At 61.9% G+C, this 12132-nt stretch carries 12 protein-coding genes; all 12 read right to left on the bottom strand.

From position 1 onward, the window contains the following. Nucleotides 1-178 precede the first annotated feature (178 nt). A complete protein-coding gene (gene uvrC / locus ACQ4WQ_RS04915; RefSeq protein ID WP_436495052.1) occupies nucleotides 179-2059 on the bottom strand; it encodes an excinuclease ABC subunit UvrC in 1881 nt (626 codons plus the stop codon). A gap of 7 nt (nucleotides 2060-2066) precedes the next feature. After that, nucleotides 2067-2468, bottom strand: a complete 402-nt coding sequence (gene acpS, locus ACQ4WQ_RS04910) for a holo-ACP synthase (RefSeq protein WP_436495050.1) — start codon at nucleotides 2466-2468, stop codon at nucleotides 2067-2069. Nucleotides 2469-2482: 14 nt separating this feature from the next. Further along, entirely contained in the window at nucleotides 2483-3244 is a 762-nt protein-coding gene (pdxJ, locus tag ACQ4WQ_RS04905; RefSeq protein ID WP_436495048.1) for a pyridoxine 5'-phosphate synthase, read from the bottom strand. A 49-nt stretch (nucleotides 3245-3293) separates the two neighbouring features. Continuing rightward, nucleotides 3294-4133: a DNA repair protein RecO gene (recO, locus tag ACQ4WQ_RS04900; protein ID WP_326455858.1), complete on the bottom strand. Its 840-nt coding sequence runs from the start codon at nucleotides 4131-4133 to the stop codon at nucleotides 3294-3296. A 28-nt stretch (nucleotides 4134-4161) separates the two neighbouring features. Beyond that, nucleotides 4162-5064, bottom strand: a complete 903-nt coding sequence (era, locus tag ACQ4WQ_RS04895; protein WP_034749612.1) for a GTPase Era — start codon at nucleotides 5062-5064, stop codon at nucleotides 4162-4164. A gap of 1 nt (nucleotide 5065) precedes the next feature. Then, the gene (gene rnc / locus ACQ4WQ_RS04890; RefSeq protein WP_436495046.1) at nucleotides 5066-5881 is read right to left on the bottom strand and encodes a ribonuclease III; all 816 of its coding nucleotides are present in this window, start codon (nucleotides 5879-5881) and stop codon (nucleotides 5066-5068) included. A 95-nt stretch (nucleotides 5882-5976) separates the two neighbouring features. After that, the gene (gene lepB / locus ACQ4WQ_RS04885; RefSeq protein WP_436495044.1) at nucleotides 5977-6894 is read right to left on the bottom strand and encodes a signal peptidase I; all 918 of its coding nucleotides are present in this window, start codon (nucleotides 6892-6894) and stop codon (nucleotides 5977-5979) included. A gap of 3 nt (nucleotides 6895-6897) precedes the next feature. Further along, nucleotides 6898-8688 (bottom strand): translation elongation factor 4, encoded by a 1791-nt coding sequence (gene lepA, locus ACQ4WQ_RS04880; protein WP_034749621.1) that lies wholly within the window; start codon nucleotides 8686-8688, stop codon nucleotides 6898-6900. A gap of 317 nt (nucleotides 8689-9005) precedes the next feature. After that, nucleotides 9006-9251 carry a glutaredoxin family protein gene (locus tag ACQ4WQ_RS04875; RefSeq protein ID WP_436495042.1) on the bottom strand — a complete coding sequence of 82 codons (246 nt, stop codon included), beginning with the start codon at nucleotides 9249-9251 and terminating at the stop codon, nucleotides 9006-9008. A 53-nt stretch (nucleotides 9252-9304) separates the two neighbouring features. Then, entirely contained in the window at nucleotides 9305-10801 is a 1497-nt protein-coding gene (locus tag ACQ4WQ_RS04870; protein ID WP_436495041.1) for a DegQ family serine endoprotease, read from the bottom strand. A gap of 255 nt (nucleotides 10802-11056) precedes the next feature. After that, the gene (locus ACQ4WQ_RS04865) at nucleotides 11057-11392 is read right to left on the bottom strand and encodes a sigma-E factor negative regulatory protein (protein WP_326455854.1); all 336 of its coding nucleotides are present in this window, start codon (nucleotides 11390-11392) and stop codon (nucleotides 11057-11059) included. Nucleotides 11393-11463: 71 nt separating this feature from the next. Continuing rightward, nucleotides 11464-12087, bottom strand: coding sequence for an RNA polymerase sigma factor RpoE (rpoE, locus tag ACQ4WQ_RS04860; RefSeq protein WP_070223871.1), 624 nt, complete (start codon nucleotides 12085-12087; stop codon nucleotides 11464-11466). Between the last annotated feature and the right edge of the window lie 45 nt (nucleotides 12088-12132).

Raw genomic sequence — 12132 nt, 5'->3', positions numbered from 1 at the left:
ATCTCTTCGGCCAGCTGCGTGGAAATCCCCTCCACCGACATCAGATCCTCGACGCTGGCGTCGACCACGCCGCGCAAGCCGCCAAAGCGCGACAGCAGTTTCTGGCGGCGCTTGGCGCCGCGCATTGTGCCCCTTTCGATTTCTTCCAGGCGCGAGGTCTGGCGCACCCGTTCGAGCACTAATGCAACTGCTTGTAAATCTCTTCGGCCAGCTGGGTGGAAATCCCCTCCACCGACATCAGATCCTCGACGCTGGCATCGACCACGCCGCGCAAGCCGCCAAAGCGCGACAGCAGTTTCTGGCGGCGCTTGGCGCCAATGCCTTCGATCTCTTCCAGCCGCGAGGTCTGGCGCGTCTTGGCCCGCTTGGCGCGCATGCCCGTGATGGCGAAGCGGTGCGCCTCGTCGCGGATCTGCGCGATCAGCATCAGCGCCGCCGATTCCTTGCCCAGTTCCTGCGCCGGACGGCCATCGACGAACAACAGGGTTTCCAGGCCCACCTTGCGCCCTTCCCCCTTGGCCACGCCGACAATCAAGCTGATATCGAGTCCCAGCTCGGCGAACACCTGGCGCGCCATTTCGATCTGTCCCTTGCCGCCGTCGATCAGCACCACGTCGGGCATCACGCCGTCGCCATTGGCCACCTTTTCGTAGCGGCGCATCAAGACCTGGCGCATGGCCGCGTAATCGTCGCCGGGCGTGATGTCGTTGATGTTGTAGCGCCGGTATTCGCCGTTCTGCATGGCGTGGTGGTGGAACACGACGCACGAGGCCTGCGTCGCTTCGCCCTGCGTGTGGCTGATGTCGAAACACTCGACGCGCAGGCTGTCGAGGTCTTCCGTTTCCAGGCGCAGCGCCTCGGCCAGCGCCCGCGTGCGCGATTGCTGCGAACCCTGCTCGGACAGCAGGCGCGCCAGCGAAATCTCGGCGCCCTTCTGCGCCATTTCCAGCCACTGGCGGCGCTGCCCCTGCGGCTGGAAGATCAGGTTGATGCGGTGGCCGCACTGCTCCATCAGCGCCACCATCAGGGCCGGCTGGTCGAATTCGATATTAAGGATCAGGGTACCGGGAATGAATTTTTCCGTGTAGTGCTGGGCCAGGAAGGCGGCCAGCACTTCCACCTCGATGGCTTCTTCGGCAATCGCCGCCGCATCGCTGAGCTGGCTGGGGAAATAGGCGCGGTCGCCCAGGTGGCGCCCGCCCCGCACCATGGCCAGGTTGACGCAGGCGCGCCCGCCCTGGACCAGCACGGCGATGATGTCGACGTCGGCGTCGCCCGTCGTTTCCATGCTCTGCTGGTGCAGCACGCGCGACAGCGAAGCGATCTGGTTGCGCACCACCACGGCTTGCTCGAATTTCAGTTCGGCGGCAAACGCGTGCATCTTCTTTTCCAGGTCGGCCATCACCTCGCTCTGGCGCCCGCGCAGGAAGCGCGCCGCGTTTTCCACGTCGTTTTTATAATCTTCCTTGCTGATCAGGTCCACGCACGGCGCGCTGCAGCGGCCGATCTGGTGCAGCAGGCAGGGCCGCGTGCGGTTGGCGTAGACGCTGTCCTCGCAGGTGCGGATCAGGAACACCTTTTGCAGGATCTGCATCGATTCCTTGACGGCCCAGGAACTGGGGAACGGCCCGAAATACTGGTTTTTCTTGTCCACCGCGCCCCGGTAATACACCATGCGCGGCGCGTCGCCATTGGTGATTTTCAGATACGGATACGATTTATCATCGCGGAACAGGATGTTGTAGCGCGGCTGCAGCGCCTTGATCAGATTGTTTTCCAGGATCAGCGCTTCCGCTTCGCTGTGCGTGACGGTCGTTTCCAGGCGCGCGATGCGCTCGACCATCATGGCGATGCGGGGGCTGGCCAGGTTTTTCTGGAAATAGCTGGACACGCGCTTTTTCAGGTCGCGCGCCTTGCCGACGTACAACACCTTGTCGGCGGCGTCGAAATAGCGGTACACGCCGGGCAGGTTCGGCAGCTTGGCAACGGTGGCCAGCACCTGCGCGCGCGGGTCGGGCGGCGTTTCCGCCAAGGAAGGTTCTGGGCTTGCTTCGGTCATTGCTGGCTCATTCTTGCACTGCTTGCTCCACGATCACGAACGCGACCGCATATTCTTCTTCATCGCTGATCGTCACTTGCGCGCTCAACCGGTTTTTTTCCATGAATTCCGCCAGCACGCCGCTGCAGACGATCATCGGCTTGCCGCTGGGGTGGTTCAGCATCTGCGCGGCGGGCCAGGTCATCGGCATGCGCAAGCCCAGGCCGATGGCCTTGGAAAACGCCTCCTTGGCCGCGAAACGCGTGGCGAGAAAACGCACGCCGCGCACGGCATTCTTGGCGCTGCGGGCGCGGAATTTTTCCAGCTCCTGCGGTCCCAGTATCTTTTTGGCGAAACGCTCGCCGTGGCGCGCCAAGGCCGCCTCGATGCGGGGAATCTTGCAGATATCGGTACCGATGCCGTAGATCATGCTGCGCTCCCTTATCAGGCGCGGTGGCCGATGCGTGTCGCCACCATGATGGCTTTCATTTCGCGCACGGCGTTTTCCCAGCCGACAAACACGGCATGCGCGACGATGGCGTGGCCGATGTTCAGTTCGCTAATATCGGGAATGGCGGCGATCGCCTGCACATTGGTGTAGTGCAAGCCGTGGCCCGCATTGACCTTCAAGCCGCGGCCCACGCCGAACAGCACGCCCGCCTTGATGCGTTCCAATTCCGCCAGCTGTTCCGCGCCCTCGGTATCGGCGTAGCGCCCCGTGTGCAGCTCGATCACGGGCGCACCCAGTTCGGCGGCGGCGGCGATCTGCTGCTCGTCGGCATCGATGAACAGGCTCACGCGGATGCCCTCGCCCTGCAATTGCTTGACGGCAGCCTGCACTTCCTTGAAGTAGCGCACCACGTCCAGGCCCCCTTCCGTCGTCACTTCCGTGCGCTTTTCCGGCACCAGGCACACGTCGGCCGGGCGGATGCCGCAGGCGAAGTCGATCATTTCCTGCGTCACGGCCGCTTCCAGGTTCATGCGCGTGAGCAATTGCGGCGCGATGGCGATCACGTCCGCATCCTTGATGTGGCGGCGGTCTTCGCGCAAATGCAGGGTGATGGCGTCGGCGCCCGCCTGTTCGGCCAGCAAGGCCGCGCGGATCGGGTCCGGATACGCGGTGCCGCGCGCATTGCGCAAGGTGGCCACGTGGTCGATATTGACGCCCAGGTCGATGACGGGGCCGGAAGGCTGCAAAAAGCTCATGGTGATGGTATCCGTAAAGTGCCGTAGCGCTGCAATGTAAAGAGCAGCACTACAGCTGCATTAAATCGATCAGTATCTGGCGCGTGTTCAAGGTGGCGCCCCCCAGTTGATGGGCCAGCAAAAAGCGCATCAGCAGCTTGCTTTGCGCCTGCGTGGCCACGTCAAGGTAATCTTCGCGCTCCATGTCGAGCAGGGTCTTGCCCGTGATCTTGGGCCAGGCGTCGGCGGCGCGCGCCGGGCGCGGCCCCCGTTCCGGGTCGACCACGTACACCTGCCCCGCTTCGACGGCCTGGCGCGTGCCCGTGCAGCGCGTCAGGTCGGCCGCCACGCCCGTTTCCTTGAGCAGCGCGCGCTCGAACTTGCGCAGCACGATGGGCGGCGGCTCATTGTGCGCCAGTTGATTCAAGGTGGCAACGTAGTGGTCGAACAGGACGGGATGCGGGTCGTCGCGCGCCAGCAGTTTCACCAGCAATTCGTTCAGATAGAAACCGCACAGCAGGGCCGTCTTTTCCAGCGGCAGCATGCCGCCCACCCATTCGGCGCCCGTCAGGATGCGCAGCTCGGACTTCCCCGTCCAGCCCGCCTGCAGCGGCTGGAAGGTCTGCAGCACGCCGCGCAACTGCGAATGGGGCCGCTTGGCGCCCTTGGCGACGAGCGCGATGCGGCCGTACTCGCGCGTAAACACGTCGACGATGAGGCTGGTTTCTTTATGCGGATAACTGTGCAGCACGAAGGCTGGCTGGCCCGTGATGCGGCCGTCGCGCGCGGGCGGACGGCTGCGCCGTGGAGGTGGTGCGGAAGGTGCCGCCGGCGGCGCGATGGCCGCCGGCGCGGGAACGACGAGTGTGGCTGGCGCAGGATCGTGCAGCGCTGGCGTGGTGGTGCTCATGCGTGTAGCGTCGCCCCCGGGTTGCGGATTACTCGTAGCCGTAGGCGCGCAAGCCCGCCTCGTTGTCGGCCCAGCCCGACTTGACCTTGACCCAGATTTCCAGGTACACGGGGCCGCCGAACAGCTTCTCCATATCCAGGCGGGCCTGGGTGGAGACTTCCTTCAGGCGCGCGCCCTTGTTGCCGATGATCATGGACTTGTGCGTATCGCGCTCGACCAGGATGGCGGCAAACACGCGGCGCAAATCGCCTTCCTGCTCGAATTTCTCGATCAGCACGGTGCTCGTGTACGGCAGTTCGTCGCCCACGAAGCGGAACAGTTTTTCGCGCACGATTTCCGAGGCGAGGAATTTTTCGCTGCGGTCCGTGATGTCGTCCGGGCCAAAGATGGGCTGGTTTTCCGGCAAGAAACGCTTGATCTCGTTCTGCAAGCCTTCCAGCTGGAAGTGCAGCTTGGCGGACACGGGCACGATGGCGGCGAAGTCGCGCATGGCGGCGATCTTTTGCGCGAACGGCAGCAGCACGGCCTTGTCCTTGACGCGGTCCGATTTGTTGATGACGAGGATGCACGGCACTTCCTTCGGCAGCAGGTCCATCACTTGCTGGTCGGCCGGGCCAAACGTGCCCGCCTCGATCACGTACAAAATCACGTCCGAGGAAATCAGCGTGTTCGTGACGGTCTTGTTGAGCGTCTTGTTCAACGCGTTCGAATGGCGCGTCTGGAAGCCAGGCGTGTCGACGTAGATGAATTGCGCGTCCGGCACCGTCTGGATGCCCGTGATGCGGTGGCGCGTGGTTTGCGCCTTGCGCGAAGTGATGCTGACCTTCGCGCCGATCAGCACGTTCATCAGGGTCGATTTGCCCACGTTGGGGCGGCCCACGATGGCGATATAGCCACAGCGGAAGTTGTCGGGCATTTTGGTGGCTGTCATGCTAGTGTCGATTCTGTTTAGTGTGAGCGGCGATCGCCGGGGCAGCGGTGGCTTGCGCGTCGTCGCTCTGGATGGTGGCAATGCCGGCCAGCTTGAGCTGGGCGGCGCGCGGTTTGGGCTTGCGGCTGGCGGCGGGCGACTTCAACAGCGCCTGCTCGGCCACGTCCAGCGCCAGTTTGGCGGCGGCTTGCTCACCGGCGCGGCGGCTTCCGCCACGGCCGTAAACCTGGATATTCAATTTCGGCACCAGGCATTCGATCTCGAATTCCTGGCTGTGGGCGGCGCCATGGGTGGCCACCACGTTGTACTGTGGCAGCGAAATTTTCTTGCTTTGCAAAAACTCCTGCAGCAGGGTCTTGGCATCCTTGCCCAGGGTTTGCGGATCGACCGAGTCGAGGATGGGGATATAGAACGCGCGGATCACGGTGCTGGCGGCGTCGAAACCCGTGTCGAGGAAAATCGCGCCCAGCAAGGCTTCCAGCGTGTCGGCGAGGATCGATGGACGGCGGAAGCCACCCGATTTCAGTTCGCCTTCGCCCAGGCGCAGGAATTGCGACAGTTCCAGCTTTTGCGCGATTTCATACAGCGACTGCTGCTTGACCAGATTGGCGCGCAGGCGCGACAGGTCGCCCTCGTCGATGGACTTGAAGCGTTCGTACAGGATGGAAGCGACCACGCAGTTGAGGATGGAGTCGCCGAGGAATTCCAGCCGCTCGTTATGCAAACTGCTGTGGCTACGGTGCGTCAAGGCTTGCTGCAACAGGCCAGCATCCTGGAACGTATAGCCTAAACGGGTTTGCAATAGCTGAAGATTCATTATTGTTTCTGTGTCATCTGAGTAATTCGGCTGGCCGCCGCGCGGGGAATCGGCGCGGCAGCCAGGGGCGGTCTGTCTCTACAGACCAGGCCGGCTTAGTGTATGCCGCCCACGCGTTTCGGATTGCTGAAGTTCATCCACACCAGGAAAGCCTTGCCGACGATGTTTTCGTTCGGCACGAAGCCCCAGTAGCGGCTGTCCGCGCTATTGTCGCGGTTGTCGCCCATCATGAAGTAATTGCCCTCTGGCACCACACACGTAAAGCCGTCTTCGTTGTAGTCGCACGCTTCCTTGTGCGGGAAATCCTTCACTTCGCGCAAGTTCAACGTGGGAGCGGGCTCGTCGTTGAGGATGCGGTGGCTCACGCCCGTCAGGTTTTCTTCCAGCTGCTTGTGGTAGACCGTGCTTTCATCATCGAGGTAGTCGTCCAGCGGGGTGTACGCCACTTCCTTGCCGTTGACCGTCAAGCGCTTGTTTTCATAGGTGATTTTATCACCGGGCACACCGATCACGCGCTTGATATAGTCTTGCGACATATCTTTCGGATACTTGAACACCATCACGTCGCCGCGCTGCGGATCGTTGACTTCGATGATGCGCTTGTTGACGATCGGCAAACGAATGCCATAGGTGAACTTGTTGACCAGGATCAAGTCACCGACCAGCAAGGTTGGCACCATCGAGCTCGACGGGATCTTGAACGGCTCGTACAGGAACGAACGCAGGCAGAACACGAGGGCGATGACGGGGAAGAAGCTGCCCGAATACTCGACCCAGGTCGGCTGGCGCAACAGGGCCGCCTCGATGCTCGCGCGGCTGCCGCCCGCATCGGACTTGATACCCTCGGCGGCCAGCTTGGACTGGCGCGCATCGAATTCAGCCAGGGCGCGGTCGGCCGCCTTGCGGCGCTGCTTGGACAGATAAAACACATCCAGGCACCAGACCAGACCCGTCAACACCATCAGCACGAACAGGATTAAAGCGAAATTTCCTAAAATCACTTGCAGGTTCATTGATTAACCATCCACTTGTAAAATTGCCAGGAATGCTTCTTGCGGGATCTCCACGGAACCCACTTGCTTCATGCGTTTCTTACCCGCCTTTTGTTTTTCCAGCAATTTCTTCTTGCGGCTGATGTCGCCGCCATAGCACTTCGCCAGGACGTTCTTGCGCAAGGCTTTCACGTTTTCGCGCGAAATGATGTTCGCGCCGATGGTGGCCTGAATCGCCACGTCGAACATCTGGCGCGGGATCAGTTCGCGCATCTTGGCGGCCACTTGGCGGCCACGGTACTGGCTGTTCGAACGGTGGACGATGATGGCCAGCGCATCGACTTTTTCGCTGTTGATCAGCATGTCGACCTTGACCACGTCGGCCGCGCGGTATTCCTTGAACTCGTAATCCATCGAGGCATAGCCGCGCGACGTCGATTTCAGGCGGTCGAAGAAGTCCAGCACGATCTCGGCCATCGGCATTTCATACACGAGCTTGACCTGGCGGCCGTGGTAGCTCATGTCCATCTGGATGCCGCGCTTGCCGATGCACAGGGTAATCACGGAGCCGACGTATTCCTGCGGCATGTACAGATTGACCGTGACGATAGGCTCGCGCACTTCCTCGATGCGCGACGGATCGGGCATCTTCGACGGGTTGTCGACGTTGATCATGGTGCCGTCGCGCTGGATCACTTCGTACACCACGGTGGGCGCCGTGGTGATCAGGTCCATGTCGAATTCGCGTTCGAGGCGCTCCTGCACGATTTCCATGTGCAGCAAGCCCAGGAAGCCGCAGCGGAAACCGAAGCCCAGCGCCTGCGACACTTCCGGCTCGTACATCAGGGCCGCGTCGTTCAGTTTCAGCTTTTCCAGCGAGTCGCGCAGCGCGTCGTACTGGTTCGCTTCCACCGGGAACAGGCCAGCGAACACTTGCGGCTGCACTTCCTTAAAGCCAGGCAATGGCGCGGCGGCAGGACGGTTGGCCAGGGTGACGGTATCGCCCACTTTCGCCGCTTTCAATTCCTTGATGCCGGCGATGATGAAGCCCACCTGGCCTGCCGACAATTGCGGCAAGGATTGCGAACGGGGCGAGAACACGCCGATGTCTTCCACCAGCTGCACCGAATCGGTGGCCATCAGGCGGATCTTGTCTTTCGGTTTCAGGGTGCCGTTGATGACGCGCACCAGCATGACCACGCCCACATAGGCGTCATACCAGGAGTCGACGATCAGCGCCTGCAGCGGCGCATCGGGGTCGCCCTTCGGCGGCGGCACCTTGACGATCAGCTGCTCGAGCACGTCGAGCACGCCGAAGCCCGTCTTGGCCGAGCAATGCACGGCGTCGCCCGCATCAATGCCGATCACGTCTTCGATCTCGGCAATCGCGCTCGGCGGATCCGCGTTCGGCAAGTCGATCTTGTTCAGGACGGGCACCACTTCCACGCCCAGGTCCAGCGCCGTGTAGCAGTTGGCGACCGTTTGCGCTTCCACGCCTTGCGATGCGTCCACCACCAGCAGCGCGCCTTCGCACGCCGACAGCGAGCGCGACACTTCATAGCTGAAGTCGACGTGGCCCGGCGTATCGATCAGGTTCAGGTTGTAGATCTGGCCATCGCGCGCCTTGTAGTGCAGGGCCGCCGTTTGCGCCTTGATGGTAATGCCGCGCTCGCGCTCCAGATCCATCGAATCGAGCACCTGCGCCTCCATCTCGCGGTCGGACAAGCCGCCGCACAATTGAATGATGCGGTCAGCCAGGGTCGATTTACCGTGGTCAATATGGGCGATGATGGAGAAGTTGCGTATGTTGTTCATTAACTAATATAAGTGCGAAGTTGACGACACTGCTTTAACAGGAATCAGGGGGATCATGTCCGGGCCAAACAGGGCCAAAACCAGGCGCCCCACTCATGATGAAAAAAGCGCTCCGAGCAGGACATCTACATGCCCAAGCGAGCGCTTTTGAAGCGACAGAAGCTGCTGCCTCGGACAGTAGCTTTTTCGACCTCCCCATTTTACCGGATTTCAGAGTAGAAAGCCCGTCTTATGAGGCCGGCACCGGGCCAAGCCGACATTTTCGGCTGTTTCCGGCACCAGAATGGTGCAATGCAGTGTCAATATTGCCAGTTAAGCTACACCAGGCAGCGCCGCACGGCCGCCTCGTCAAGGAAATAATGACAGAGCTCGGGTTGCGCCAGGTCGCCGAACAGCACCGGCACCAACTCGTCGAAACGGGCCAGCAGCGTGGCGTCGGGCGAGGCGTCGATGTCGATCACGTCCACCGTGAACGGTTTGCCGGGCGGCTGCAGCAGGAGCAAGGCGTCGAGCATGTCCTGGCATAAATGGCAATAACTGCGGGAATAGAGGGTGAAGTGCATGGCGGTAGAATACCGCATCCCGGCTGCGGCCGGAATGCGGGATGATCACATCGTTACTTGGCCGACGGACGCAAGGAGACGAATTGCGCCGTATCGCCGCGGCGCACCAGCACGGCCGACGTCTTTTTCGGATCGAGCTTGGCCACCAGGGCATTGAACTGCTTGGCATCTTTCACGGCAACGTTATTCAATTGCAAGATGACGTCGCCAGGCTGCAGGCCGGCCAGGGCCGCCACGCCATCGGCATCCTCGACCAGCACGCCGGCGTCGATCTTCAATTCCTGCTTCTTCGCGGCCGGCACGTCGCTGACCTTCAATCCCAGTGCATTGACGGCTTGCGCTTCCGGCTCCCTGGCGCCCTTCTTCGCCGTTTTCTCGCTCTCCAGCTCGACGACGGTGACGGGAATGTCCTGCTGCGCGCCCTTGCGCCAGACGGTGACCGTGGACTTGCCGTTGACGGCAGCGCCGCCTACCAGGCGCGGCAGATCGGACGAACGCTCGATGGGCGCGCCGTTGAATTTCAGGATGATGTCGCCAGGCTTGATGCCCGCCTTGTCGGCCGGACCGCCCGGCTCCACCATCGACACTTGCGCGCCCTTGGCATTCGGCAAGCCCAGCGATTCCGCCACGTCCTTGCTCACTTCGCCGATCTGCACGCCGATGCGGCCACGCACGACCTTGCCTGTCTTTTTCAGCTGCTCGCCCACGCGCATGGCTTCATCGATGGGCACGGCAAATGAAATGCCGTTGTAGGCGCCGGACAGGGTGGCGATCTGCGAATTGATCCCGATCACTTCGCCGCGCATATTGATCAAGGGACCGCCCGAGTTGCCGGGATTGACGGCCACGTCGCTCTGGATCAGCGGCAGGTAGTCGCCCGTGTCGCGCGACTTGGCGGAAATGATGCCGGCCGTCACTGTGTTTTCCAGGTTGAACGGCGAGCCGATGGCGATCACCCATTCGCCCACGCGTATCTTGTTCGAGTCGCCGATGGTCAGGCGCGGCAGGTTGCCGCCCTCGATTTTCAGCAGGGCCACGTCGGTGCGCGCATCGGCGCCGATCACCTTGGCCTTGAATTCGCGCTTGTCCGTCAGGGTCACGTAGACTTCATCGGCGCCATCGACCACGTGGGCATTGCTCAGCACATAGCCATCGGCCGAGATGATGAAGCCGGAGCCCACGCCGCGCTGGACTTCCTGTTCCTGCGGCACGGCGCGGCGGCCGCCGCGCGGCGCCTGCTGGCGCGGCGTCGGCATGGCGCCGCCGAAGAAGCGGCGCAGGAATTCCTGCATTTCCTGCTCATCCTGACTGCCCGCGCCGGCGCCGCCCATTCTCAAGCGCTCGGTGGTGCGGATATTCACGACGGCCGGGCCGACGGCGTCGACCAGGTCCGAGAAATCAGGCAGTTTCACTGCCGGCACGGCGGCCTGCGCCTGTGGCGCCAGGCCCAGCATGGAGGGGGCCAGAAACACGCCAGCGGTTCCGAATAATAGAGCGGAAAGCGTCTTCACTGAAAACGACTTGCTGGCGGCACACATGTTTTTTTTCATGGAAAGGATCTCTTCGAATATATAAACGGATCAAAACGCGGATCAGGCGATTGCCTGCATGCACGATTGGCCGTCATGACGGCATCCCGAGGGCAAACACACCCGGCAGCGCACATGGCAGCGCATATGGCAAACAATGCAACAATATATCGCAAAAGCAAGATATTGCCTGCACACAGTGTCAATCGTACCGAAGTCCAGTGTCAAGAGGGTGACGCGGGCGTTAAGCCTGGCATAAGATGGAAAACGCGTTAGCTAGCGCTGCGCCAGCGGTCCCGCGTCCAGCGGCTCGGCCGCCCCCGGCGGCACGATGGCGGCGGACAGGGGCAGCACCGGCTCCGCACGGGCAGCCGCCCCCTCAGGCGCCGCCTCGGCGGCCAGGCGGCTGGCCAGGCGGCCATCGAACTGGGCGCTCAGCGCGTGGCCGCACTCCTCCGAGCGCAGCACGTCACCGATATGGCGATAGGCATTCCAGGCTTGCCGCCCCGATGGCGTGTCGAGGGCCGCAAAAGCCAGTTCAAGTTCGCTCGCCGCCAGCTCGCCATCGGCCAGCGCGGAAATAGTCTCGTGCAATCGTGTGTGCGTATCCATGATGGTCCTGCCATTTCAAGAGGATCGGTGCGAAAACCGGACGCAGCCATGCCAACCTCATACTCCTCAGATTACCAGCGCTTGTCAATCGGCATGTCCAGCAACGGTTTCAATTTCTCCGCAATCACTTCGCGCGCGCGAAAAATCCGGCTACGCACGGTGCCGATGGGGCACGCCATGATCTCCGATATTTCTTCATAGCTCAGGCCCTCGATTTCGCGCAGCACGATGGCCGTGCGCAATTCGATGGGCAGCACATCCATGGCCGCATTGACGGTGGCCGCAATCTGCTTGCTCGCCAGCACCGATTCGGGTGTATTGTTGTCGCGCAATTTATTACCATCATCGAAGGACTCCGCCTGCTCGGCGTCGGCATCGCTGGACGTGGCGGCGCGCCTCCCCTGCGTGACGAGATAATTCTTGGCCGTGTTGATGCCGATGCGATACAGCCAGGTATAAAAGGCGGCATCGCCGCGGAAATGTCGCAGCGCCCGGTATGCCTTGATAAAGGTTTCCTGCACCACATCTTCGGCCTCCGCCGGGTCATGCACAAGGCGCGACACGAGGCGCATCAAGCGGCGCTGATATTTCGATACCAGCACATCGAATGCCCGTTTGTCGCCAGCCTGCACCCGCTCGACCAGTAACTGATCATACTCGCGCTCTGTCCTCACGCCCAATGTCCCTGTAGTCATGCAGCGTGGGCGCCTGTATGGATATAGAGTTGGCCCGCTGCAAGA

This window comes from Janthinobacterium goodfellowi, assembly GCF_051380695.1.
GTDB lineage: Bacteria > Pseudomonadota > Gammaproteobacteria > Burkholderiales > Burkholderiaceae_D > Janthinobacterium.
Note: the sequence above shows the minus strand (reverse complement) of the source record. Positions and strands in the feature narration are given on the sequence as shown.